Origin of the sequence: Bifidobacterium sp. W8104 (assembly GCF_016100735.1) — a bacterium.
Classification (GTDB): Bacteria; Actinomycetota; Actinomycetes; order Actinomycetales; family Bifidobacteriaceae; genus Bombiscardovia; species Bombiscardovia choladohabitans.
On record NZ_JACFRW010000001.1, the window covers coordinates 1770763 to 1796545 of the forward strand.

The following is a 25783-nucleotide window of genomic DNA, read 5'->3' on the forward strand; positions in this document are numbered from 1 at the left end:
TGTTCGTCTTAGGAGGTGCTCCTCATCAGGAACGCCTATGTCAGGAGTTCGATTGCTCTGATTGGTCCGATTGGGCATGCTCTGGCTCCTTATCCTGTTGTGATTGTTGCGAATGGTTGTCGAGCTGATCATCGAGATCTACTGGCAGGGGTTTGGCTGGATGAAGAGCCGGCAAAGGTATGGTCTTGTGTGTGGGTTCGACCATCTGGTTCCTGCATGAATCGAGGCTCGTGTCTTGGGAATCGGCGGTGTCAATGTTTGAACGCAAATCGGTTCTGGAACTGTGACGCAGGATAGTGAGCAGTTGTCGCATGCGAGCTAGGGCCTGGCGTCCTTGAGTTGCAATGTCGCCGAAGGCTTGCGCTACCTGCTCTGGGGAAGGGTTCACCCCCTTGACTTGATAATGGTTCAACTCGGAGATGGCTTTGGTAGTGGATGCAATGACTGTATTCAGGGTTGCAGCCACTTCTACCTGCATGGTAGAGCCAATGAGTTCGCGCTCTTGATTGGCTGCCAGAGCCTGGCTTTCCTGCAGGGTCTGGTTTAGCGCGCGCTCGCGTTCCTGCTGGAGGAGCAGGACCGAACCACGAGTACGTCGGCGTGAGGCAATCAGAATGGTCAGCAGACAGATCAAGGCCGGTGCGGCCATCACTATGAAAAGTGTTAAATGGGATACAGAGAAAGATGATTTTGCCGGGCCTTCTGTCATGTAGGCCAGAATGGTTGGACACCCTTGGTTATTGGCTACACATCTGACAGCCCATAAAACCGTATCCGTGATGACCGCCAACGGAACCCACCGTCGGGTGGTGTATTTACCGTAAACCATTGCTGAATATACAGCGACTGGGGATAAGACTGCAGCTTCTGGCAGCCAGGGCGAGAAGAGCAGCAGCAGGGCGGCAACTGCAGACACTATGGCGGCGCAAATGCCGGGACGGACCCTGCGCACAATCAGAGGCAAAGCGATACCTAGCGTGGCGATGACCTTTACTGGTCGGCCCGGATCATATTGTCGCATGACAGGTGCTATAGCAAGAGCGTGACCTGGATTCTCTACCAATACGAGTCCGATTACCAAACCCAGGTCGGCCGTCAATGGATGGCGTTGAAACCAGACGAAGAGCGTGGAGACAATCGAGCGCAGGGACCATTGAGCTTGTCGATTGGCACGTATCCCCGCTTCAGGGTCGGACTTTGGCGGAGTGGCAAAAGGAATCCACGCTTGGAGGTGGTACCCGCCTTCTGTTTCGGGACCAGTTTGAAGGTTGCCTCCAAGAGAAGTCAGTCGTTCGCGCATCCCTATAAGACCGAAACCTGAATGCGTAGGTCGGTCCATCTGTGGCGGAGAATCTGAATTGGTAGAGGCATGGTCAAATGGGCGGTCGTCAATGGTTAGACACAAACCGTCCGTGAGCCACTGTTCTTCAACTAGCACAGCCGAAGCCGGAGCGGCATGCTTGCGAACATTGGTCAATGCTTCTTGCAGCACCCGGTAAGCAGTTATGGTGCGGCTGCGATCCAGCTTTTCTGGGCAGGGTCGGCCTTCAATGCGTCGGCTGAATTGGGATTCTGGCTGAGCAAGTCGGGCGGCATCTATCAGGTCTGACCATGATTTATAGCTGGTCGGCGGATTGTTTGAAGAGGTGGCAACCGAAGGCCAGATACGCGCATTGTCGGCCGTATCAACGTTGGCCTTGGCAGTGTTGGTGGCTGGACTCTCTTTGATTATGTGAAGATGGCCGCTGGCTTGGCTCGGCTGAGTGCAATCTGTTCCGGCTGGATTCAGATTATGAGCGTTCCCGGATTGACTAGCGGAATTCGTTTGGGCAGTTGTTTGAGATTGGTCAAGCGGCTGGATATGGGCTGGGTCCGTTGGTGGTGGGGAAGAAGAGTGTTGGCCTGGAGGAGAATCCGCTGTCTTTTGGCTGGTTTCGGGTGCCGGGTTGGTTGGAGTCTTGAGTTTGCCGAAAAGCGAGCTCAGCTCACGTAGGGCGCGGCGGCTCTCTTGATCAATGGTGCGCATGATCTTGAGAGCAAGGTTCGTATCGGCTGTGGCTGCGTATCTGCCGGCATCTGCCTGCACGATGACGATGGACAGAGTGTGGGCGACGACATCGTGCATGTCACGTGCTATGCGGGCCCGCTCAGCGCTGGCAGACAGGGCCGCGCTTTGTTCTGCCTGCAGGGCCAAGGCGTGGTTGCGTCGCCGGGCCTCATCAATGGCATCCCTTCTGGTCCGCGTCCAGTAGGCTGCAACGATGGCTATGAGCAGCAGAAGCCCCTCGATCAGTAAATTCGATAGGAAGGTGACTGCCAGATCTTTGAATGAGGTCGGCAACATTGAGATGTGGTCCGGCCACGTCTTGCCCGGAGGCAGAAACCCCAGATCGACCAATGTAAAGATAAGGCAGGATAGGGGCGTCATGACCCAAGCCACAGTCAGATAGAGTCGGCGCCAGGATGGACGTCCGTAGAGCAGACAGGAATAGACCATCACCAGGCAGACTGCATCGGTGAGCATGATGGCAGGCCCCAACAGGAGCTGAGCCAGAGCCACAGCGACGAAGAGCCCGGCTGCTAAATCCGGGAATCGGCGACGGATAACCACAGGGGCTATGAGCAGGACAGTCCACATCAGGATCAGGTTTTCCTGCAAGGGGATCAGGGCCCCATCTCGTAGATTGGCGCTGGAGCCGCTCACCAGCAGAAACAGAAGGATGGCGAAGAGAGCGTCAGTCAGTAGCATTCGATTATTGGACCTGGTGATTGGTCGCTGCGCTGTTTGACTGACTGTGTTCATGGAATCAACAATATTCGGGGACAGCGGGAGGTGCCATCAGTCCGAGGGATGATGAGGTCAAACGCGGTCCCAGGCTGTCGCAAGGCGGATGAGCCAGAGTAGTTGTAATCGGGAACGGGCGCTTAGTAGTGAGTCAAAAGATGGCGGCCTTGCATATGACGATTGGTGATCAGCTGTCTGACACTTGGACAGACTTGTTGCCGCTCCTTGCCGTGGTGCTGCTCACGCATTCTCGCATCGAATGATTCTCTGCATAGCTTGCACGGCCAAGACACACGCGTACTCTCCAATGCACGTCGCGACCCATAGATGTATTTAACACTGGCGATAAGAACAGATTCAGTGCTTGGATTCAGACGGCAATAAAAGCGGATATCGGACTTGTCCTTAGTTGGTAATGGGTATGGATTCCATATTCGCACTCAACTGGCAACAAGTATGCATCCAGTATCCATCCATCCAGCCTGTATCGCACAGATACCAGTCAGGCCGACGAATCGTGGTGCATTCCGCAACGGTTCATCGGCCTGACAACGTAGGGAGGGGGTCAGCAGCGCTCTACTTGTATAATCGGTGGACCCTGACCAGCGGACCCTGGTTACAAGATCCCGGTGGTCAGGATTCCGATGGCTCGACCTTGATGGCTCCGGCCCCGAACGTCCAAACTCAGGAGAAACGCAGCCTAATCTGCTCGGCCGTGCCGTAGGAGGCCTGCGCCCCCTGCCCGGTGGCGGCGTAGGCGGAGACGTAGGAGGCCAGCTGGGCGGCCTGCACAAGGGTCATGTCGGAGGCAAGGCCGGCCAGCACGGTGCCCATGAAGGCGTCCCCGCAGCCGGTGGTGTCCACGGCGTCCACATGCACGGCGTGAATCCGGTAGGTCTGGCCCTGGTCCAGCACCATGGATCCCTCGCCGCCCAAGGTGACGATGGCCCGGTGGAAGCCGAAGTCCTGCATGGTCTGGTTGATCCGGTCCCAGTCGGCCCCCAGCCAGTCGCCGTCCTCGGGCTCGTCGATGCCCAGCAGCTGAGCCATCTCATGCTCGTTGACCAGGATCAGATCCGAGTTGGCGATCAGGTCGGCAGGCAGGTCGGCGCGGAAGGGGGAGTCGTTGAGCAGCACGGTCATGCCGGCCTCGTGGCCCATGCGCGCGGCCTCGGTGACCGTCTCGATGGGGCTCTCCAGGCACAGGCCCAGCACCTTGGCCGAGGTCAGGGCCTGGCGGGAGCGGTGGGCGTAGTCCACATCCACCTTGCCGTTGGAGCCGGGGGAGTAGACGATGGTGTTCTCGCCGCGCGCATCCACGGTGATGACTGTGGTTCCGCTGGCTCCCGGCACGGTCATCACATGGGAGACGTCCACCCCGGCATTGCCCAGCTGCCCCAGCAGGAAGTCGGCGTTGGAGTCGGATCCCACGGCCCCGAAGAGCCTGACCTGGGCGCCGATGCGGGCCGCGGTCGCCGCCTGGTTGGCCGACTTGCCCCCGGGCAGCACCTGCAGGGGACCGCCGTTGATGGTCTCGCCGGGCTTGGGCAGCCGGTCGGTGTTGACGGTGTAGTCCGCATTCATGGATCCGACCACCGAGATGGACCCTGTGATGGTATCCAGTCCCTTGAGCACCTGGTCGGGTGCCGCCGCCATATCTTGAATCATGTTTCTCCGTTCCTTGATGAGCTTGTCCGCCTTGATGATCACGCTGTGACAGGTTCAGGGATCCTGGCCGGTGTGCGCGGGCGGGCGACCCACCGAGGCGCAGTGGCGGTAGCTGGTCTGCAGCCGGACCGACCGCACGGGCGAGCCTGCCATCAGAGCCAGGAGCATGTCCACGCAGCGGGTCCCCATGGTGTCGATCTGCTGGGAGATGGTCGATACGGCCGGGGTCAGGATGCGGAAGACGGGCAGGTCGTCGAAGGTGATCATGGACAGGTCCTCGCCGATGCTGATTGCTCGCGACTGTGCCGTTTTGATGGCGCGTATGGCATCCAGGGAGGATCCGAAGAGCACGCCGGTGATGCCCCGCCGGGCCCAGAGGTCAATCATGTCGGGGTCGAAGGTGCCGGGCTCCACCTGGTCGGCCAGGGGGTCGTCCATGCCCTCGATGCCGGCCAGCAGGTTCCGGTAGACATCCAGGCGTTCCCGGAAGGTGGCCGATTCCCTGAGGGGCCCGGGCACCAGGGTGATGCGTCGGTGGCCCTGGGCGTGCAGATCCTCAAGGGCCTGCCGCAGGCCGGGCTCAGGGTCGGCGTCCACACAGGGGATGGCCCGCCCGCCGCGTCCGGCGGCGCCCTCGGCCGCACGGTCCACGCAGACCAGGGGCAGCCCGCGTCTGGTCAGCTCCTCCAGGGTGTGCGAGGAACGCGGCCCGGGCACGATGATGGCTCCGTCGATGTGCTGGCCCAGCAGGTTGCGCACCTGCGCCCGGTCCTCGCCGGGGTCCCCCTGGGTGGAGGTGCAGATCAGGGTCTGGAAGCCGTGGTTGAGCAGCTGGCCTTGGATCAGATAGGCCAGGTCCGCGAAGTAGGAGTTGCGGATGTCGGGGATGAGCAGGCCGATGGTGCGCGAGTGGGCGGAGTGCATGGATCGGGCCCGGGAGTCCGGCACATAGTGCAGGTCGTGGATGACCTGGTTGATGCGCTGTCGTGTGGCGGGGGAGATGCGCCCGGAGTCGTTGAGGGCTCGGGAGACCGTCGATACGGAGACACCGGCCCGTTGGGCCACATCCCTGATCGTCGCGTACGCCATCCTGGCCTTTCGTCGAAGTGGTCGGCCGCCGGGCCGGACTGCCGACCTCGGCGGTTGCCTGATCGCCGCCATGGGTAGGCGGACAGTTCTGACAGCCTTCAGTTATATCAGTGCGGTAACGATACCGCAACTTTCACAGCATGGCCCGCCGAGGCTTGGCTATGAGTGAAGGCGCGTGCGGCTAAATGCTAGGTGATAAAGCTGCTGTTTGCTCGATTATGCTGGGATAAGGAGATGAACAGCGGCCGGGCTGGCTGGGGGCTGTTGAGCCTCCTGGCCGGCCTGGCCGTGTTTCCTCCTCTCCCGGGCGGGGGCGGGGGCGTGCATGCCTGCCCTCGGCTTCCGCCTGCAGAAGTGTGGTGGGGGCGCGGGAGGATGTGTCGGGCTCTCTTGGGGTTTGAGTCTTAAAGTGACACGTTCCTCCCTGCTCCCCCTGTGTGGGCCGGGGGCGGGGGGATTGATACGCCGCCCGGCCGCTCTTACTCGAGCGAAGCGTGAAGCAACCTGTGTTGTTCTTTCCGGTGGCGGCGTGAGGCGAGGACCCCGCCTATGCCGGTCATGCCTGTGGCCAGGGCGAGCAGAATGCCCTCCCCTCCGGCCTTGGGGAGGACGCCTGCGGGCAGGTACGTATAGGCGAGGGATTTGTCCGTAAGAGTGCTTCCGGTACCGCCCATCATGTAGTCCACGCTGACCGTGACCGTGCCCGGCTGGTGTGCGGGCGTGAGCACGGTCACGCTGCTGCCGTCGCCGCGTGTCAGTCCTGATACGGCGGTCTGGTCGAACCTGACGCCTGTAATCACAGGCATCAGGTTGAACACCACTGGCGCAGGAACAGGATAATCATGGTAGCTGCCGTCGTAGTTGCCGTTGCCGAGCTGTCCAGTGCAGTTCCATCCCCATGCGTAGGTGTATCCGTCGCTGCCCACAGCCAGCGAATGATAGGCTCCGGCGCCGATCTGTACGGCTTGCAGTCCTTTGCTCGTATCGTTCGGCTTGGTGGAATCGCGCGCACGCACAGGAACAGACGAATTACTGCTGCTGTTGTTGCCGAGCTCGCCCTCGAAGTTCCATCCCCATGCGTAGGCGTATCCGTCGCTGCCCAGGGCCAGCGAATGAGAGCTTCCGGCGCTGACCTGCACGTAGGTGAAATCCCTAGGCAGGTCCGGATACATCTTGCGATCAGGCTTCTCCACCATGACCGGCGTAGTCTGGCTGTTTCCCCAGGTGTAAACGTTCCCGTCGCTGCCCAAGGCCAGCGAATGATAGGTTCCTGCGCTGACCTGCACGTACGTGAAATCCGCGGGCTTCCCCACTTTAACCGGGGCATACCGGTTGATGGTCGTCCCGTCGCCGAGCTGGCCATGCTCGTTGTTTCCCCAGGCGTAGGCGTTCCCGTCGCTGCCCACGGCCAGCGAATAATCGTATCCGGCGCTGACCTGCATGTACGTGAAATCCGCGGGCGCGCCTTCAGGCTTGCTCACCATGACCGTCGTAGTCTGGCTGTTTCCCCAGGCGTAGGCGTTGCCGTCGCTGCCCACGGCCAGCGAATGATGGTATCCGGCACTGACCTGCACGTAGGTGAAATCCGCCGGCAGGTCAGGATACGTCTTGCGGTCAGGCGTCTTGACCATGACCGGTGTGTTCCGGTTGGTTTTCGTCCCGTCGCCGAGCTGGCCATACCAGTTCTGTCCCCATGCGTAGGCATTCCCGTCGCTGCCCACAGCCAAAGAAAAACTATCGCCTACACCAGGCTCTTTTCTTGATCCGCTGAGTTGGCTGAACCTGATGCCCCGGCTGGTGTTCGGCGGGGTGATGGTGGTGGATTCCCTGCCCAGCTGGCTGCCCTTGTCGGGGCTGATGCTCCACTTGTTGTTCCCGCTTTCAGTCCACTTGGCGGTAAGGGTCAGGTCCTTGGTGACGGGCTTGCTGAAGTCGTAGGCGACTTCGCCTATGAACCATCCGTCGAACTGGTAGCCTTCACGCGTCGGGTCTGGGGTGGGCCGCTTCACTCTGCCGTAGGGGTCTGAGATGTTCTGGTCGGCGGGTCTGGGGCTTCCTCCGTACGCATTGAAGGTGACGGTGTGGGTGGTGCCCTGCTGGTCGTCTCTGGTCAGCCGCTGGTCGACCGTGTAGTTGAGGCTCCTGGTGAAGGGCTGGCCGTCCTGCCTGCCGGCGAGTGTGATGGCGGCTGGTCCCGGCTTGTGGGCTGAAGCATCCGCCTGCCAGGTATCGTTCTTCTTAATGATTGTCAGCGGCTGGCCGTCCATGCTGACTGTATCCAGTGTCGGCTCGGAGACGGTGTCGAGTCCGGCTGGCTTGCCGGGCTGGCCCTGCCCGTCCAGGCTCCACCTGTATATGTCTCCCTGCCTGTTGATGGCGGTGATTCTGCCGTCGGCTTCGGCGGCCTGCGTGTATTGCTTGCTCCCGTTGTCCGCGCGCGTGGGCGCTTCGCCGGGTTTCCAGGCCCAGATGTGGCCGTCCTTGCCGGTGATCATGGCCTGGTTCTTGTTGGTGGTGGCCGAACTGGCTTTCATGCTTTCCGGCAGGTTGATGGCTGTAAGACTGGTCATGCTGTCGGCCAGATGATAGGCGTGACCGTCCGCATCTAAAAGGAGGAATCCCTGGTTGAGGGCTTGGGCTTGGATGATGCGGGTTTTTGTGTCTTGTTTTATGCGTGTGGGCTTGATGTTGCCAGTCTTGCCCGTGTCCCAGGTCCAGGCTTGTCCGTCCGAGTCCAAAGAGAGGATTCGGCTGCCGGAGGCGATGGCGGTGACGGCCTGCGCCTCTCCGGGCAGGCTGGTTGCGGCCTGCTCTATCAGTTTCGGGTTCGGGTTCTGACTGGCCTGATAGGTGTTGACCTGTCCCTGCCGGTCCACGGCCAGGAGCCGGTCGCCGCTTATGTTGATGCTAGTGAACTCGGCGTTCCGACCGGTGTCGACGATGGTGGGTGTGGTTTGTTGGCTGTTCCAGGTGTAGATGTGCTGGTCGGATCCGAGTGCGGCTTGCCGTCGGCTGCCGGCTGCGGCCTGCAGGTAGTGGAACCCGTCGGGAGCCTGGGCAGGGGAGGGCACCCGCACGGTTGTTCCATCCTGCGTCCATGTGTAGATATGGCCGTCGCCGGTCAGGCCGACTGCCTGGTCTTCAGCGGCATGAACACTGGCGAATCGAGGTTCCTTCTTGTTGGGTGGGTTGATGGTCAGCCTGGCGCCGGTGGCGGGCCCGTGGTCCGGGCTCAGCGTCCAGTCCGTGGTCTTCGACCACTTGGCTTTCAGGGTCGTGTTCTGGAGGACGGGGGTCTGGAAGTCGAAAGGCTGGTTGTCGAGTGTCCACCCGTCGAACCGGAAGCCATCACGCTGCGGATTGTGCTGCGGGGGAGTGGCGAGGGTGCCGGTTTTCACGCTCACCGGTGTGGATGTGCTGCCGTCGGCTGGGTCGAAGCGCACTACATGTGTGGCTTGATCGTCCGTCTTCTCTATTGATTTGGCCGGAGCGGAGTCTGCGCTGTCAGGTGTTCCCGTCGTCGATGACAGGGTGCCCGAAGTAGGGCTTAATGGTGTGGTGGTTTGTATCGGTGAGGGTGTGGGTAGTGGTGTGCTGGTTGCGTTGCTGAGGAGGGTGCCGGGGTTTTGGTTAGCTACGCGAGGGGTCTGACGACCCCCCCCCCCCCGGGGAGTATGGGAGCGTCCGCCTGGGCGGACGCGACGCCCAGGCCTGCCAGCAGGCTGATCAGGACGGTCATCATCGCCATGATGCGATGCAGACGGGAAACCAGATGCATGAAACCAAAACCCCTTCACCAAACACCAAGCGGGATAAAAACCGCTTGCCTAATAAAGTTCTTCCTGTCGGAAAGCCGTGCTGCCTGTCAATGCCAGCCCTGCATCGGATTACAGTAGCCATAGCCGAATCAGCCGTCTTCTCGACATCCCCCGCTTCTCACCCTACCACCCGGTCAGAAAACAACACACAAGCCGGTCCAACCGCCCGGAGACAATGAACCCGACTGATCTCAAAGAAAGGAGCCGGCGTATGACCAACCAGGGATACTATCTGCCGGGACTCTACGTTCGGGAGGGATCCATCCCCGTTCCCTTGGACTGGGCGGGCAGTGAACCTGGCGTCTGGCGAGCCGAAGATCATTCGGACCAGGCGGTCATTCGCTGTTTCTACCGCGTGGTCTGCGCCCCCGAGCACATCCACGATGACCTGCCGCTGCTGGTCTACCTGCAGGGCGGACCCGGCTCGGGCGCCCCACGGCCGCTGAACGCCACTGCCGACGGGTGGATGACCGAGGCCCTGCGCCACTTCCGCATTGTCCTGCCCGACCAGCGGGGTACGGGCCGGTCCAGCGCCATCGACGGCTCCACCATGGCCTCCCTGGGCGAGCCTCGGGCCCAGGCCGACTATCTGAAGCATTTTCTGGCCGACTCCATCATCCGGGACTTCGAGCACCTGCGTCGCACGGTCTTCGCCGGCCATCCCTGGGTCGCCCTGGGGCAGAGCTTTGGCGGTTATCTGACCCTGGCCTACCTGTCGAACTTTCCAGAAGGGTTGGCTGCGGCCTTCACTGCCGGGGGCGTGCCCCACATCCCCACTGATGCATACGAGCTCTTCTCCCACACCTTTACCAAGATGGCCCAGCGGTCCCAGGCCTTCTATCAGCGCTATCCGGGGGATCAAGACCGTGTGGCGGCCATTGCCGACCGGCTGTCCCAGGGCGATGTGGTCCTGCCCGGAGGCGACCCCCTGAGCGTGGAGCGGCTGCAGACCCTTGGCGCCGACCTGGGCAAGAGCGGCGGGTTCGAGCGTCTCCACTGGCTGTTGGACACGGCCTTCCTGAACGGCGACGGCAGCCTGCCCGCTTCCGGCGCTAGCAGCTCCCGGGCCACCCTCTCGCAGGCCTTCCTGGAGGGGGTGCGGTCGGCCACTGCCGTCACACCGCTCTACTGGCCCCTGCAGGAGTTCATCTACGCCGATGGGGACCGCGAACCCCTGCGCTGGGCTGCACAGCGGGTACGCGATGTCCGTCCTGAATTCAACACTGCTGCCCGTCCGCTCATGTTCACCGGGGAGGCGATCTTCCCCTGGATGTTCGAGCAGGAGGCGGCCCTGCGCCCCTTCGGCCCGGCGGTCAGCCTGCTCATGGAGGAGGGCTCCTGGGGCCACCTGTACGATCCCGAGCGCCTGGCCGGCAATCAGGTTCCCCTGCAGGCCGCGGTCTATGCCGACGACCTCTACGTGCCCTCCGAGCTTCAGCTGGACACCCTCTCGCGCGTGGGCCACGCCCATGCCTGGGTGACCAACGAGTTCGAGCACGACGGGCTGCACGGGGACAGGGTCTTCGCCCACCTCTACCGGCTGGCCTTGGAGCGCGGCGATCTGGAGGGGCTCTTCCCGGCGCGCGGCTAGACTTGAGGGCATGAACACGGACTCATTGACTCTCGGATTCATCGGATACGGCAACATGGCCCAGGCCATTGCCCAGGGCCTGGTCGACGCAGGCGTGTTGCCCGGCGGCCGGATTGTGGCCTGTGCAGCCCACTACGACCGGCTGGTGGAGCGGACGGCCCAGCTGGGGGTGCGGCCCATGCACTCCGGCACCGAGGTGGCTGCGGCCGCCGACCTGGTGATTCTGGCCGTCAAGCCTGGGCAGGTGGCCCAGGTCTGCGAGCCCATCCGCCACGAGCTGGCTGACCCGGACCGCATGGTCCTCTCGGTGGTGGGCGGCATGACCCTTGAGGACTATGCCGACATCCTGGAGGAGGGCACCCACCTGATCTGCGCCATCCCCAACACCCCCATTTCGGTAGGGCAGGGGATTCTGGTCACCCAGGAGGACGACACCCTGACCGACCAGCAGCGGAAGCTCTTCACCCAGGTCTTCGACCCGGTGGCCATGATCGAACGGCTGCCCCGGGAGCTGGTCTCGGTGGGCACGACCATCGCCGGATGCGCGCCCGCCTACACGGCCATGTACATGGAGGCCCTGGCCGACGCCGGGGTGGAGCACGGGCTGTCCAGGCAGGCGTCCTACCGGCTGGCGGCTCGCATGGTTCAGGGGACCGGAGCCCTCTACCTGGCCACCGGCACCAACCCCGGGGCCATGAAGGACGCGGTCTGCTCGCCGGGCGGAACCACCATAAAGGGGGTCGCCTCCCTGGAGAAGCACGGCTTCCGTGGAGCGGTCATCGAGGCCATCGATGCGGTGGAGCGCGGCGACTAGGGGGAGCCACGCCGGGGCAGTCCGGGCAATAGACTGGTGCATATGTCGTTAACCATAGGAATCGTCGGGCTGCCCAACGTTGGCAAGTCCACTCTCTTCAACGCCCTCACCCGCAACAACGTTCTGGCGGAGAACTACCCCTTCGCCACCATCGAGCCCAATACCGGCATCGTCCCCCTGCCCGACGACCGGCTGCCTGTCCTGGCCAAGCTGGTCCACACAGACAAGATCGTGCCCGCCACGGTCACCTTCGTGGACATCGCCGGCATCGTCAAGGGGGCCTCGGAGGGGGAGGGGCTGGGCAACCAGTTCCTGGCCAACATCCGTGAGGCCGACGCCATCTGCGAGGTGGTCCGCGCCTTCAATGACGACGACATCGTCCACGTCAACGGCAAGGTGGATCCGGCCGACGACATCGACACCATCAACACCGAGCTGATCCTGGCCGACATGCAGACCATCGACAAGGCCCTGCCCAAGCTGGAAAAGGACCAGCGCGGCGGCAAGATCAAGCCCGCCTACCTGGACACCGTCCGCAAGGCCAAGGAGATTCTGGGCCAGGGGCGGACCATCGACCAGGCGGCCCAGGCCGGGGACATCGACAAGGATGAGCTCTACGACCTGCATCTGATGACCGCCAAGCCTTTCATCTACGTCTTCAACGTGGACGACGACGAGCTGCAGAACGAGGACTTGAAGAAGCAGCTGGCCGACTCCGTGGCTCCTGCGCCCGCCATCTTCCTCAATGCCCAATTCGAGTCCGAGCTGACCGAGCTGGACGAGGCCGACGCCCGCGAGATGCTGACCGATGCCGGGCTCAAGGAGTCCGGCCTGGACCAGCTGGCCCGGGTGGGCTTCGACATCCTTGGCCTGCAGACCTTCCTGACCGCCGGGGTCAAGGAGGTGCGCGCCTGGCAGATTCACAAGGGCTGGACCGCCCCCCAGGCCGCCGGTGTCATACACACCGACTTCGAGAAGGGCTTCATCAAGGCCGAGGTGGTCTCCTACGACGACTTCGTGGCCGCCGACGGGTCCTACGCCAAGGTGCGCGAAGAGGGCAAGATGCGCCTTGAGGGCAAGGACTACGTCATGCAGGACGGCGACATCGTGGAGTTCAAGACCGGCATTCCCTCCGGTTCCAAGAAGTGAGCGCCAGGCCCGGGTTCGCCATTCGTCGGGGTCATGGGATGCCGCTGATCTTCGTGCATGGGTCCGGCGTGGACCACCACATCTTCGACGACCTGGACCCCGCCTTCGAGCGGGTGGGTGGCTTTGAGCGAATCTACCTGGACCAGCCCGGCTTCGGCCGCACACCGCCCGATTCATCCATCCTCGATCTGGACGGTCTGGCCCGGTGGCTGGATGACCAGGTGGACATTTTCAGCGGTGGCGGCCCCTTCGCCCTGGTGGGTAACTCCCTGGGCGGGCTGCTCAGTCGCCATGCTGCCGCCGGCCGGTTGGACCGCTGCCGGGGGATGGCCCTGCTCTCTTCGGTGGTCGACCCGGTGACCGCCCACAGGCGCCTGCCCCCGCGTCAGGTGCTGGTCCGGGACGACCAGGGACTGGCCGATGTGGACGAGTTCACCAGGCATGCTTACCGGCAGATGGCTGTGGTCGAGTCCCGGGAGCATCTTGAGGCCTACCAACGCACCATCATGCCCGGCATTCGTTCGGCCAATGCCGACACGGTGGCTCGAATGGAGGGGCACTACCGGCTGGATATGGACTTCGACCAGGTCTGGTCCGGGTTCATAGCCCCTGTGCTCTTCGTCTGCGGCCGCCAGGACGACCGTGTGGGCTACCTGGACCAGTTCGACCTGGCCTGCCGCTTCCCTCGAGCCTCCTACTCGGTGTTGGACCAGGCCGGCCACAATGTGCAGATCGAGCAGACGGCCCTGGTGTGCGACCTGCTGGAGGATTGGGCCAGGCAAGTGCTGAAAGGTTGAGTCCTCCCTATTTCCTTCTGCCGCTAAAATGAACTGTGCATATAGGTTCGTTCGATGGCAACGAAGGGGAAGGACATGGCTGTCTGGGGATTGGATAGCAAACGCCTCAAGCGGCGTGTGCTTGCCATGCTCCTTTGGTTGCTGGACCCTGTCCGCCGCACGCCTGTAGTAGTGATAACCGCCCTGCTGACGTTGCTGCTGACAGTCCTGATCGTCAACCTGATCCAGCCGGCGGATGCGGCCCATGCGGAACGTTCAGCAGGTGCGAGCGCTTCCAGCACAGCCACCGTTTCGGCGAGACAATTTCCCAAGGCGCATCATTCCGGTAAATCCGAGTCCTCCGCTTCATCAGCGAAAAAAGAACAAGCAGGGGAGCGGACAAAGGTTCAGAAGACCGAGCCTGCTGGCGCATCTGCTCAGCCTGTCGATTGGCTCAAGCCTTCGCAGCAGGTCGATTACCCGGATCCTGCGGTCCATCCTGGCCTCTCCCTGGAGGTCAGCCTTCAGGATCAGCGGGTCTATGTGCGCGACGGGTCTCAACTGCTCTACACCATGTACGCCTCGACGGGCATGGACGATTCCACGCCCAAGGGCAGCTTCCGCATCCAGTCTGAGCGCGGCGACCACTTCTACAACCCCAGGGAGGGGATGGGCGCCCGTTACTACACCAGCTTTCTGAACCACGGGGTCTTCCTCTTCCACTCGGTCCCCACTGATTCCAGCGGCAGCTACATCAAGGAGGAGGCTGACTTGCTGGGTGTCCGCCCTAGCTCCCACGGTTGCATCCGACTGACCGCGCCCGACGCCCTATGGATCATGCAGTCCGTGCCCGCCGGCACACCCGTCCTGGTCAAGTGAATTTCAGCACGTCCAAAATGTGACCATTCACCTGCGCTCTCGACTTGGGTTTCCTAATTTTGCCCCTACAACAGAGAGAACTATCGAGAGGAAGTGGTCAGGAATCATGCAAAAGGTGCAGCGGTTCAGTGACTGGTTGACTAAGTGGTTCATTCTGGTGGTCCTAGTTTGGGCCGCCATCAACTTCTTTGTCCCGCAGATTAGCATTTGGGCCCGCAGCTACACCAACTACTTCCTGAGCATTATTCTCTTCGGCATGGGACTGACCCTGAGCCTGGACGACTTCAAGCGAATCGTCAAAATGCCGCTCATGGTCATCGTCGGCACCATAGCCCATTACCTGATCATGCCCCTGCTGGCCGTGCTGCTCTGCCGCATCTTCCGGCTGGACGGCATGATCGCCGTGGGAGTCATCCTGGTGGGCTGCTGCCCCTCGGGGACCTCCTCCAACGTCATGTCCTACCTGTCGCGTGGCGATGTGGCCCTGGACGTGTCCATAGGCCTGCTTTCCACGCTTTGCGCGCCCTTCATGATCCCCATGCTGATGAACCTGCTGGCCAGCCAGTATGTGGCCATCCCCACCAAGCAGCTCTTCCTGACCGCCCTTGAGGTGGTGCTGATCCCCATCGCCCTGGGCCTGGCCGTCCACGCCTTCTTCAAGGAGAAGGTGCAGAAGGTGACCGTGGCCCTGCCGGCCGTCTCGCAGATTGCCATCCTGGTCATCATCGGCGTGGTGGTCTCGGTCAACCATGCCAAGCTCTTCACCGCCGCCACCGCCCTGGTCCTGCCGGTGGTCATGCTCCACAACCTGTGCGGGTACGGGCTGGGCTTCCTCTTCAGCCGGCTCATGTACCGCATCTACCCCAAGGGGTTCCGCTACGCCCAGCAGAAGGCCATCACCTTCGAGGTGGGCATGCAGGATTCCGGACTGGGCGCGACCCTGGCCCTGCAGGCCTTCGCCGCCGATCCGATTGTGGCCATACCCTCCACCTTCTTCAGCGTCTGGCACAACATCTCCGGCTCGGTGCTGTCCGCCTGGTGGCGTCGGCATGACGACCGTCTGGGGATTGCCGCCGACTCCGCCCAGGGTCGTCCGGAACCGGCTCGCGCCTAGGTTCCGCAGCTCCTTGATTGCTGGCTGGATCTGCTACATGCCCGGTCCTGCCAGCAGGAAACCCAGGGCCGTCAGCAGGGGCGGCAGGAGCATTGAGGCTGCCAGATAGCCAAGAGCCGCCAGATGCCGTCTCTGCCGGGTCAGGGCCAACACTTCGTTGACCGCTGTCGAGAAGGTGGAGAAGCCGCCCAGCAGTCCTGTGGCCAGCAGCAGCCGTCCCCAGGCGGGCAGTCCGTGGAAGGCGGCCAGGGCGGCCACCAGTCCTGCAGCAAATCCGGCCAGCAGGTTGATGATCATGGTCGACAGGGGCAGGTCCACCTGCCAGCGGGCCTTGACCAGGGTATCCAACAGGTAGCGAAGTCCGGCACCCAGGCCGCCGCACAGGCAGATCAGCCCGGTAAATGCAATGGTCATTGCGCACCTGCCTGGATGTGTGCGGCCAGACGTGCTCCCAGCGCGGCCATGGCCCAGGAGACCATCAGGCCTCCGGCAAAGGAGATCAGCAGGTAGGCAAGGGTTGCCCGGACTTGGCCGCCCGACAGTCCTTGGACCAGTTCCAGCGAGAGCGTGGACATGGTCGACAGCCCTCCGCACAGGCCCATGCCCAGGCCCCTGTTGCTCAGTTGCCTTCGGCGCGCGTGTGCGCTTTTTGGCAGCCCGGCCAGGAAAGCGGTCAGCAGGGCGTAGCCTGCGCAGGCGATCAGGTTGGCCAGGAGGGTTCCCGGATGCAGTGGGCCGCTCTGGCCCGGCAGCAGGCTCAAGGCGTACCGGCAGCCGGTGCCCAGGGTTCCACCCAGCATCACCACCAGGGCTGTGGCCATGTCAGGTCCGGTAGGAGGTTTGGTCATTGAGGTCTCGGTTCCCGACGGATCAGCATCCGCAGGGTCGGGCTGGATGGCATGTGCCTGCACCTGGCCCACAGACGGGTCGTCGAATCATGGTGCAGGAACTATCAGCAGTTTGCGGTTCGGGGCTCAAGCCCCGGGCGGGTTCCATCGCCCGAGGCTCATTCTAGGGGCGCCAGAGGACCGTGATTTCCGTACTTGCTGCAGTTGTTCACTCGGTGTGGTTCTCCGGGTCCAGGGTCAGCCGGTCGTCGTCGGCATCGTAGTCGAAGAGCTCGCCGTAGCGGCCCCAGGTGATGGCGGTGTCGAACTGCTGGACGGCCTCCTTGTCCGAGTGGTGGGCCCGCAGCAGGTCCAGAATCAAGGAGCCATGCAGACTCTTGTCGTCGCTGTTCTTCAGAGCCCGGTCGATGATGCGGATCAGCGGGACGTGATCCATCAGCATCCGCGAGAACATCTCCTTGCTCTCCAGGATGTCCGCGTCGTGCCAGGCCCGGCCCTGGTCGGTCAACCTGACGTGCCCATTGTCCGCCTGGAAGATGCCCAGCATGAGCCCGGCGTCGATCAGAGGGAAGAGGTCATCCACCTCGAAGGAGAGCTTGGCTGCCAGGTCGGCCAGGTCCATGCCGTTGGGCTGGTTGACCATGACATCGGCCAGACCGGCCAGGCCGCCGGGGGTGGCGTCGGGCAGGTTGCGCTCGGCGGTGTCCTCGTCCCGCACCGAGTCCCGCACGGCCTGACGGTTGCGCACCTTGGTCTGCAGACGGCGGCGGATGTCCTCGCTGTCACGCTGGCCGGTCAGGATGGAGTAGAGGTAGTCCACGCAGGACTGGAAGAGGTCGGACTGCTTGTCCCGAGGCCTGTCCAGGTTGATGGGCACGTTGGCGATGACCCGGCCGGGATGCGAGTCCAGGACCAGGACCCGGTCGGCCATCTCCACGGCCTCCTCGATGTTGTGGGTGACGATCAGGACCGACTTGACGCTGCCCGCCTCCTCGGACCAGACCTTGAGGACCTCCTGGCGAAGGTTTTCGGCGGTCAGCACGTCCAGGGCCGAGAAAGGCTCGTCCATGAAGAGGGCGTCCGGCTTAAGGACCAGGGCCCGGGCGATGCCCACGCGCTGGCGCATGCCGCCGGAGAGTTCCTTGGGGTAGGCGCTCTCGAAACCGTCAAGGCCGATGGCGTCGATGGCGGCAAGGGAGAGTTTTTCGCGCTCCTTCTTGGGCACGCCCCGGGCCTGCAGGCCCAGTTCCACGTTGTCCTTGACGGTCAGCCAGGGCATCAGGGCGAAGCTCTGGAAGACCAGTGCCACGCCGGGGTTGGGCCCGTCCAGCTGCTTGCCCCGGTATTCGACGCTGCCCTCGCTGGCCGGGACCAGGCCGGCCAGGATGCGCAGCAGGGTGGACTTGCCGGCGCCTGAGCGGCCCAGGATGGCCACCACCTCGCCCTCGTGCAGGGTGAAGTCGATGTTGTCCAGGACGGTCAGCTCCGCGCCCTTGTCGGATTGGTAGGTCTTGGTCACGTGCTCGGCCGTGATGATCCCGTTGGAATTGATCTTGGTCATTGTCGAACCTCTCAGACTTCTCATGTCAGGGAATAGCGCCGTTGTGCCAGTGATTGCAGGGGGGACCAGAAGAACCGGTCGGCCAGGACCACGAAGATGCTCATGACGGCCACCCCCAGGATGATGCGTGGGGTGTCGCCGGTGGCGGTCACCTGGGCGATGTAGGCACCCAGGCCCTTGGCCGTCAGTTCGGTCTTCCCGTAGGAGACGACCTCGGAGACGATGGAGGCGTTCCAGGCTCCGCCGGCCGCTGTGATGCCGCCGGTGCACCAGGAGCCGAACAGGGCCGGCAGGATCAGGGTCTTCCATCGTTGCCAGCGGTTCTGGCCCAGGCTGCGCGACATCTCCAGCAAGTCGTCGGGGATGGCCGAGGCCCCGGCGATGACGTTGAAGAGGATGTACCACTGGGTGCCCAGGGCCATGAGTAGGATGCTGCCCCAGTTGATGTCGATTCGCCAGACGATGAAGACCATGGTGACGAAGGGGAAGATGAAGTTGGCCGGGAAGGAGGCCAGGATCTGCACCAGGGGCTGCAGGTAGCGGGAGATGCGCGGGTTCATGCCGATCAGGGCGCCGATGGGCACCCAGACGATGGTGCAGACCACCATCAGGATCAGCACCCGCAGGAAGGTCAGCAGACCCAGCTGGAAGACGTGGCCGACCTCGCCCAGGCCCAGCGGGCGGATGACCAGGCGGTCCAGCTGCCAGAGTCCCCACAGGCCGATCAGGGCCAGGCAGGCCCACCAGATCAGGTCGCCTGTCCGCCTGTGTCCGCCGCCACGGCTCCAGCGTGCCCCGGTGCGGCCCATGGGGCGGGTGATCCGGTCCAGCAGGTCGGCCAGGGGATGGCCCACCAGGCCCAGGAGGTCCTTGACCCCGGACAGGCGGATGACCGTCAGCACCAGGCTGCGCCGGGGCTCGGTGGACTGGCTGCTGGTGTAGCGGAACTTCTCGGCCCAGGCGGTCAGCGGCTTCCAGAGCAGGAAGTCGATCAACAGGACCACCACGATCATGGTCAGGATGGCCAGGCCTACCTTGCCCAGGTCCTGCTCGGCGGTGGCCTCCTCCACGAAGGAGCCGATGCCGGGCAGGGCCAGGGTCCTGTTGTTGACCGAGATCATCTCGGAGGCGGTCAGGAAGAACCAGCCGCCGCCCATGCTCATCATGCAGTTCCAGAGCAGGGGGATCATGGAGTTGGGCACGTCCAGCTTCCAGAAGCGCTGCCAACGGGTCAGGCGCATCAGCCTCACCGCCTCGTCCAGGTCGGAGGGCTCGTTGGTCAGGGAGTTGTAGAAGGAAAAGGCCATGTTCCAGGCCTGGCTGGTGAAGATGGCGAAGATGGAGGCCGCCTCCACGCCCATGATGGACCCGGGGAAGAGGACCAGCCAGATGGAGATGGTGGCCGACAGGAAGCCCAGGACGGGCACCGATTGCAGGATGTCCAGCAGGGGGATGAGTACGGAGCCCAGGCGGCGGGAGCGTGCGGCGGCCAGTCCGTAGAGGAAGGCGAAGACCAGGGAGATGATCAGGGCCGTGAACATGCGGAAGAGGGAGCGAAGCGCGTAATAGGGCAGATTGGCCGGGTCGGTGGAGACGTGCGAGGGTACCCCGGCCGGGCCGATGGGCGCGCCCAGGGCCGGCAGCAGATAGGCCAGGGCCCCCAATAGGACCAGAGCGCCTATGGCTACGGCCAGACCCGTCCATATACGGGTTGAGCGCGATGCCTGGCTGCGGTCGTCGTTCAATGGAGAACGGAGCATTCCTGGCAGTGCGACAGTATTCACGATGGCCTCCCTCCAAGGTGCGGAACATCCCTGTCGGCAGCCTCGAAGACGGCGTGGCGATCGGCCATGCGCCGATCATTGTCATCGTTCAAGCTTCGGCTTCGCATGGTATTTGGCCCTGCATTAGTCCCTGCCTTGATCCGACGGGGACTGTTGACCTGCGCGGGGTGTCTCCACCACTTTGCGGCAGCATGCCTTGTCCATGCGGTAGCTTCACCTACCGACCACCCAATAACATAGATGGGCCCAGGAGCAGTGTCAAGCATTTGCCGAACCAGTGTTGCCGTCCTTGCCAGGACTGACAATGACAGGGGTCTGCACGCAGTCGGTGCAGGCGCGAAATGGAATGTAAGGAGCGAATCCCCATGAAGATCGTGGCAGTCACGGCCAACCCCGAACCCAAGAGCCTGACCGATGCGGCGGGCAATGCCCTGCTGGACGGGGCGGCCGAGGGCGGGGCTCGCACCGAGTTGATCGACCTTTGCGCCGAGGGGTTCAATCCCGTCTTCGGCATGGAGGACAGGACCCACTACCTGGGCCAGGGACCCATGCCCGAGGATGCCCAGGCCATGCAGGAGCGCATCAAGGATGCGGACGTGCTGGCCCTGGTCTTCCCCGTCTACTGGTACAGCATGCCGGCCATCATGAAGGGCTTCATCGACCGGGTCATCTGCCGGGGCTTCGCCTACCACGCTGACGGAACCCCGGGGGCCTTGGCCGGGCGCCGGGTGGAGCTGATCATGCTGACCGGCGGGGAAAAGGAATGGTACCAGTCCAGCGGCGTCGGTGAGGCCCTGGACAACCAGCTGCGCAGACAGACCTTCCTCAAGTACTGCCAGGTCGCCCAGGTGGAGACCATCTATGTGGACAAGCTGGACTCGGGCAACGACGAGCAGCAGGCGCGGGAGGCCGCCGACCGGCACCTGGTGGCCTTGGCCTTGAAGGGTCGTCAGCTGGCTGCAGGGACCGAGCCCGGAGCAGGCCAGGACGCTCAGTGACGCTCAACATCGGGTTCGTCTTCGATGACACCCTGGATGTGTTTGACGGGGTTCAGCAGCACATTCTGACCCTGGGACGGGAGCTGGGCAGGCGGGGCCATAGGGTCCAGTACCTGGTCGGGCAGACCGCCCATCCGCCGGTTGACGGGGTTCACTCCCTATCCCGTAACGTCATGGTCTCCTTCAACGGCAACAGGATGCGCATACCGCTGCCTGCGCCCAAGGCGCCTATCCGCCGGGCCCTGGAGGCCGGGCACTTCGACCTGCTGCACGTCCAGGCACCCTACAGTCCATTCCTGGCCGGGCGGGTCATCCGCGCCGCAGACCCGGCAACGGCCCTGGTGGCCACCTATCACATCGCCCCCACGGGAGACCTGCAGCTCTTGGGCGGACGGCTGCTGGGGATAATCAACCGCCGGACCCATAGACGCATCGACAGGGTCATCGCGGTCTCACCTGTGGCGGCCGGCTATGCAAAGCAGACTGCCCGCGTGCCCAGCAGGGTGGTGGCCAACCCCGTGGACGTGGCCGCCCTGCGCCAGGCCCGTCAGGCCGCCGGCGACCAGGAGGTGGCGCGCCTGCACGGCCAGGGGCCGCATCTGGTCTTTCTGGGACGATTTGTGGCACGCAAGGGGGCAGGGATCCTGCTCTCGGCCCTCCGGGCGGGGGAGCGGGCCGGCATCCTGCCCGAAGGCCTGCATGTGACCATGGCCGGCAAGGGTCCGCTGCTGGAGGACTGCCGTCGACAGGCCGCCGCCCTGCACACCCCGGTGGCCTTCCCCGGTTTTGTGGACGAGAAGGACAAGCCCGCCCTGCTGGCCTCCTCCGACCTGACCGTCTTTCCCTCCACCGGGGGCGAGTCCTTCGGCATCGTCCTGCTGGAGGCCATCGCCTCGGGCACGGCTCCTGTGCTGGCCGGGGACAATCCCGGCTACCGGTCCACCCTGATGGGCGATGAGCGGGCTCTGGTGCCCGTCGACTCGCCCAACACCCCCGAACTGCTGGCCCGGCGAGTTGCCCAGGCTCTGGGGGACCCCTCCTGGAGGCGGAAGGTGCACCATGACCAGCTCGCGCTCCTGGACCGCTACGACGTGACCACCGTGGCCGATCAGGTGGAGGAGGTCTACCGGCAAGCCATTCAAGACCGCCGTCTCATGTAGGCTAGGTACATGTCATTCTTTGATTTCTTCGGTTCCATGTTCGACCCTGAGGGCGGTCCAGGAGGACCAGGCCGGCGTCGCAATGAAGACGACCCGGTCATCCTGCACGTGCAAACCGATGGGGAGGGTCCCGGCCAGGGGGGCGGCGGCACATCCCGTTTTCGCTTCCCCGGACCAGGTGACCCACGGCTGACTTCCCGCAGAAAGGGCAATGACGGGCCCTCGCGGGGTTCGCGGATCCTTGCCGTGGTTGTGGCAGTCGTCCTGGTCGTCTTCCTGCTCCTGTTCGCGCTCAGCCGCTTCATCACCGATGTCATGTGGTTCTCCCAGCTGGGGGCGGCCCGGATCGTCTGGACCCAGCTGGGCATCAAGGTGGGCCTATGGTTGGCATATGCCCTGCTGCTGGCCGCGGTGACCCTGCTCTCGGCCATCCTGGCCATTCGCAGCCGTCCCGATTCGCCTGACGGGTCCACCATCAGGGTCAAGGGCGATCTGATTGAGGTAGGCAAGGGGGTCTCCTCGCGCACGGCGCTCAAGGGGGCCGTGGTGGTCTCCCTGGTCGTCGGCGTCTTCTTCGGCTTCCAGTTCAACGCGGACTGGAAGCAGGTGCTCCTGCTCTTCAACGCCCAGTCCTTCGGGGTGCGCGACCCCCAGTTCGGCCTGGACAACGGCTTCTATGTCTTCATCCTGCCCGGCCTGCAGCTGCTGGTCTCCTCCCTGCTGATGATGCTGCTGGCGGCCACGGTCTTCAGCCTGGTCACCAACTTCCTTATGGGCGGCATTCGGCTGACCATGCCCGTGCATGGACGCGGCATTCTTGAGATGACCCGTCCCGCCCGTCGTCAGGTGGCCGTCTGGCTGGTCCTGTTCATGCTGGTCTGGGCCGGTGATACCGCCCTGGGCGTCTTCGGCAGGCTGACCGAGGAAGGCGATCGGATCACCGGCGCCTCCTACACCTCGGTCAAGGCGGCCATCCCCGTAACCCTCATCATGGCCGTGGTCATGGCCCTGCTGGGCATCATCCTGGCTGTCTGGATTCTGTGCTCACACACCCTTGAACCCGGCCGTGTCCATGCAGGGTCGCTGGGTTCGGCCGTCAAGCAATGGCGGGTGCCCGTCCTGGCCGTGGCCGTCACCATCGTCCTGTCCCTGCTGCTGACCGTCTTCTGGCCGGCACTGGTCCAGCGTTTCCGGGTCAACCCGAACGCCCAGGAGATGGAGTCCGCCTACATCCAGCGCAACATCGCCGCCACCACCAAGGCCTATGGTCTGGACAAGCTCAAGACCGAGGCCTATGACGCCACCACCGAGGTCCAGTCGGGCGCCCTCTCCCGTGATGCGGAGACCACCGCCCAGATTCGTCTGCTGGATCCCCAGGTGGTTTCCCCCACTTTCCGCCAGCTGCAGCAGTCCAAGCAGTACTACACCTTCGAGGACACCCTGGCCGTCGACAAGTACGACATCGACGGAGTCAGCCAGGACACGGTCATCGGCGCTCGCGAGCTGGACCTGGAGGGCAACGACAACCGCAACTGGGTCAACGACCACACGGTCTTCACCCACGGCTACGGCATCGTGGCCGCCTACGGCAACAAGGTCACCCCGGACGGGCAGCCCGAGTTCTTCGAGCAGGACATCCCCACCAAGGGCAAGCTGACCGACAGCCAGCACTACGAGCCGCGAATCTACTTCTCGCCCAACGCGCCCGAGTATTCCATCGTCGGCGCGCCACAGGGCTCGTCGGGCTGGGAGTTCGACTATCCCACCGGCTCCAAGGGAGCCACCAACACCTTCAAGGGCAACGGCGGTCCCTCGGTGGGCAACTTCCTGGCCCGGGTCCTCTACGCCATCCGCTTCGGATCCGACCAGATCCTCTTCTCGGACCGCGTCACCCCCGATTCGCAGATCCTCTACAACCGCTCACCCAAGGAGCGTGTGGCCCAGATCGCCCCCTATCTGACCCTGGACGGGCGCGTCTACCCGGCTGTGGTTGACGGACGTGTCAAGTGGATCGTCGACGGCTACACCACCTCAGACGCCTACCCCTACTCCCAGAAGGTGGACCTGGGTCCCATCACCCAGGACACGACCACCCTGAGCTCGGAGGCCGTCAAGGGCTTGGGCTCCCAGAAGGCCAACTACATCCGCAACTCCGTCAAGGCTACGGTCGATGCCTACGACGGTTCGGTGGACCTGTATGCCTGGGATGCAAAGGATCCGGTGCTCAAGGCCTGGCAGAAGGTCTTCCCCGGCCAGTTCAAGCCGCTCTCGTCCATCTCGGGCGACCTGATGAGCCACATGCGCTACCCGGAGAGCCTGTTCAAGGTGCAGCGCCAGCTCCTGTCCCAGTACCACGTCAACTCGGCCAGCCAGTTCTTCTCCGGCGAGGACTTCTGGCAGACCCCTGTGGATCCGACCGGGACCAGCAAGGAGCAGACAGCGGGGATCAAGCAACCTCCCTACTATCTGACCCTGCAGACCCCGGGGACCGACAAGCCCGCCTTCTCGCTGACCTCCACCTTCATTCCTGCCGGCACCTCCACCAGGGAGATCCTGACCGGGTTCCTGTCCGTGGATTCCGACGCCGGATCGACCAAGGGGGTGATAGGCCCGGACTACGGGACCATCCGGCTGATGGAGCTGCCCAAGAATTCCAATGTGCCAGGCCCTGGGCAGGCGCAGAACAACTTCAACTCGGATGCTGCGGTCTCCACCGAGCTCAACCTGCTCCAGTCCGGGTCAACCAAGGTCAAACGAGGCAACCTGCTGACCCTGCCCATAGGCGGCGGACTGATCTACATCCAGCCGGTCTATGTGCAGTCCAGCGGTGCCACCAGCTTCCCCCTGCTCAAGCGGGTTTTGGTGGCTTTCGGCGACAAGGTGTCTTCCTCGGCCACCCTGGATGCGGCCCTTGACAAGACCTTCCAGGGCAACTCGGGTGCATCGGCAGGCGATGCCGACAACACCGGGCGCACCAATGCCGACGCTGACCAGAGCGGGCAATCCGGTAAGGCCCCTGACAAGACCACCGGGTCCGGCGGGGCATCGGCGACAGGAGGGCAGGCCATGAAACAGGCCCTGGACAAGGCCAACCAGGCCATGAGCGACGGCGATGCCGCCCTGAAGAAGGGCGACTTCAGCGCTTACGGCGAGGCGCAGAACCGCCTGCGCGAAGCCCTCAAGGAGGCCTCCGACCAGGAGGGCGGCAACAAGTGAGCGCCACCCCGCGCATCCGGCTCTGCCGTCGCGGGGACCTGGAGGCGGTCACCGCCATCTACAACCAGGCGGTCATGGACGGTGGTTCCACAGCGGATACGGCCCCGGTCAGCCTGGACCAGCGCCTGCAGTGGTGGCTGGGCCACGAGCCGGACCAGGGCCATCCGGTCCTGGTCCTGGAGCAGGAGGGCAAGGTGCTGGCCTTCGGCTCCCTGTCGGCCTACTACGACCGGCCCGGCTACCAGGAGACCTGCGAGCTGGGCTACTACGTGGACCGCGACAGCCGTGGCCGGGGCCTGGGGGCCCTGATGGTCCATTCCCTGCTGGAGTGCGCCCAGCAGGAGGGCATGCGTCTGGCCGTGGCCATCATCTTCGATGACAACTCGGCCTCCAAGGCCCTGCTGCAGCGGTTCGGGTTCAGCCGCTTCGGCCTCCTGCCCCAGGCCGCCTGGGACCGGTTCGCCCTGCATGCTGTCTCCTACTGGAGCCTGTCCCTTGAGCGAAACGGGGTCGGGGAGCCTGTGTAGAATCTC

At 63.6% G+C, this 25783-nt stretch carries 18 protein-coding genes and 2 riboswitches; of the genes, 10 read left to right on the plus strand and 8 right to left on the minus strand.

What is annotated here, in order from left to right:
* Nucleotides 1-40: 40 nt before the first annotated feature.
* From H3U89_RS06970 to H3U89_RS06985, 4 genes are all read right to left on the minus strand, one after another.
* On the minus strand, nucleotides 41-2803 hold the full coding sequence (locus H3U89_RS06970; RefSeq protein ID WP_198179899.1) for a sensor histidine kinase: 2763 nt from the start codon (nucleotides 2801-2803) through the stop codon (nucleotides 41-43).
* 666 nt (nucleotides 2804-3469) lie between these two features.
* Nucleotides 3470-4453 carry a ribokinase gene (locus H3U89_RS06975; RefSeq protein ID WP_373564659.1) on the minus strand — a complete coding sequence of 328 codons (984 nt, stop codon included), beginning with the start codon at nucleotides 4451-4453 and terminating at the stop codon, nucleotides 3470-3472.
* A gap of 54 nt (nucleotides 4454-4507) precedes the next feature.
* Nucleotides 4508-5542 carry a LacI family DNA-binding transcriptional regulator gene (locus H3U89_RS06980; protein WP_198179897.1) on the minus strand — a complete coding sequence of 345 codons (1035 nt, stop codon included), beginning with the start codon at nucleotides 5540-5542 and terminating at the stop codon, nucleotides 4508-4510.
* A 479-nt stretch (nucleotides 5543-6021) separates the two neighbouring features.
* Nucleotides 6022-8946 carry an RCC1 domain-containing protein gene (locus H3U89_RS06985; RefSeq protein WP_332467178.1) on the minus strand — a complete coding sequence of 975 codons (2925 nt, stop codon included), beginning with the start codon at nucleotides 8944-8946 and terminating at the stop codon, nucleotides 6022-6024.
* 625 nt (nucleotides 8947-9571) lie between these two features.
* Here H3U89_RS06985 and H3U89_RS06990 point away from each other — a divergent pair.
* The 6 genes from H3U89_RS06990 to H3U89_RS07015 all read left to right on the plus strand — a co-directional run bounded on the left by H3U89_RS06990 (nucleotide 9572) and on the right by H3U89_RS07015 (nucleotide 15683).
* Complete coding sequence (locus H3U89_RS06990; RefSeq protein WP_198179890.1) at nucleotides 9572-10951, plus strand: alpha/beta fold hydrolase; 1380 nt, start codon at nucleotides 9572-9574, stop codon at nucleotides 10949-10951.
* Nucleotides 10952-10961: 10 nt separating this feature from the next.
* Complete coding sequence (proC, locus tag H3U89_RS06995) at nucleotides 10962-11765, plus strand: pyrroline-5-carboxylate reductase (protein WP_198179888.1); 804 nt, start codon at nucleotides 10962-10964, stop codon at nucleotides 11763-11765.
* 42 nt (nucleotides 11766-11807) lie between these two features.
* The gene (ychF, locus tag H3U89_RS07000; RefSeq protein WP_045924585.1) at nucleotides 11808-12914 is read left to right on the plus strand and encodes a redox-regulated ATPase YchF; all 1107 of its coding nucleotides are present in this window, start codon (nucleotides 11808-11810) and stop codon (nucleotides 12912-12914) included.
* Complete coding sequence (locus tag H3U89_RS07005; protein WP_198179886.1) at nucleotides 12911-13711, plus strand: alpha/beta fold hydrolase; 801 nt, start codon at nucleotides 12911-12913, stop codon at nucleotides 13709-13711. The genes ychF and H3U89_RS07005 overlap by 4 nt, the downstream gene beginning before the upstream one ends.
* 54 nt (nucleotides 13712-13765) lie before the next feature.
* The gene (locus H3U89_RS07010) at nucleotides 13766-14569 is read left to right on the plus strand and encodes a L,D-transpeptidase (RefSeq protein WP_198179884.1); all 804 of its coding nucleotides are present in this window, start codon (nucleotides 13766-13768) and stop codon (nucleotides 14567-14569) included.
* Nucleotides 14570-14675: 106 nt separating this feature from the next.
* Nucleotides 14676-15683 carry a bile acid:sodium symporter family protein gene (locus tag H3U89_RS07015; RefSeq protein ID WP_198179882.1) on the plus strand — a complete coding sequence of 336 codons (1008 nt, stop codon included), beginning with the start codon at nucleotides 14676-14678 and terminating at the stop codon, nucleotides 15681-15683.
* A gap of 33 nt (nucleotides 15684-15716) precedes the next feature.
* Here the strand turns inward: H3U89_RS07015 and H3U89_RS07020 are convergent, their stop codons facing one another.
* From H3U89_RS07020 to H3U89_RS07035, 4 genes are all read right to left on the minus strand, one after another.
* The gene (locus tag H3U89_RS07020; protein WP_198179880.1) at nucleotides 15717-16097 is read right to left on the minus strand and encodes a fluoride efflux transporter FluC; all 381 of its coding nucleotides are present in this window, start codon (nucleotides 16095-16097) and stop codon (nucleotides 15717-15719) included.
* The gene (locus tag H3U89_RS07025) at nucleotides 16094-16603 is read right to left on the minus strand and encodes a fluoride efflux transporter FluC (protein ID WP_198179878.1); all 510 of its coding nucleotides are present in this window, start codon (nucleotides 16601-16603) and stop codon (nucleotides 16094-16096) included. Before H3U89_RS07025 ends, H3U89_RS07020 begins: the two co-directional genes overlap by 4 nt.
* A gap of 16 nt (nucleotides 16604-16619) precedes the next feature.
* Nucleotides 16620-16692, minus strand: a riboswitch (Fluoride riboswitch).
* Between the two features lie 47 nt (nucleotides 16693-16739).
* A complete protein-coding gene (locus tag H3U89_RS07030) occupies nucleotides 16740-18092 on the minus strand; it encodes an ABC transporter ATP-binding protein (RefSeq protein WP_415873560.1) in 1353 nt (450 codons plus the stop codon).
* A 20-nt stretch (nucleotides 18093-18112) separates the two neighbouring features.
* Nucleotides 18113-19852 (minus strand): ABC transporter permease, encoded by a 1740-nt coding sequence (locus H3U89_RS07035; RefSeq protein ID WP_198180561.1) that lies wholly within the window; start codon nucleotides 19850-19852, stop codon nucleotides 18113-18115.
* A 97-nt stretch (nucleotides 19853-19949) separates the two neighbouring features.
* Nucleotides 19950-20108: riboswitch (M-box (ykoK) riboswitch) on the minus strand.
* Between the two features lie 133 nt (nucleotides 20109-20241).
* Between H3U89_RS07035 and H3U89_RS07040 the strand changes: the two genes are divergently transcribed.
* Genes H3U89_RS07040 through H3U89_RS07055 form a run of 4 tightly spaced genes read left to right on the plus strand, consistent with a single transcriptional unit; the run spans nucleotide 20242 to nucleotide 25777 of the window.
* Nucleotides 20242-20874 (plus strand): NAD(P)H-dependent oxidoreductase, encoded by a 633-nt coding sequence (locus tag H3U89_RS07040; protein WP_045935486.1) that lies wholly within the window; start codon nucleotides 20242-20244, stop codon nucleotides 20872-20874.
* Nucleotides 20871-22034 (plus strand): glycosyltransferase family 4 protein, encoded by a 1164-nt coding sequence (locus H3U89_RS07045; RefSeq protein ID WP_198179874.1) that lies wholly within the window; start codon nucleotides 20871-20873, stop codon nucleotides 22032-22034. Before H3U89_RS07040 ends, H3U89_RS07045 begins: the two co-directional genes overlap by 4 nt.
* A gap of 9 nt (nucleotides 22035-22043) precedes the next feature.
* On the plus strand, nucleotides 22044-25250 hold the full coding sequence (locus H3U89_RS07050; protein ID WP_198179872.1) for a UPF0182 family membrane protein: 3207 nt from the start codon (nucleotides 22044-22046) through the stop codon (nucleotides 25248-25250).
* A complete protein-coding gene (locus H3U89_RS07055; protein ID WP_288804418.1) occupies nucleotides 25247-25777 on the plus strand; it encodes a GNAT family N-acetyltransferase in 531 nt (176 codons plus the stop codon). Before H3U89_RS07050 ends, H3U89_RS07055 begins: the two co-directional genes overlap by 4 nt.
* Nucleotides 25778-25783 lie beyond the last annotated feature (6 nt).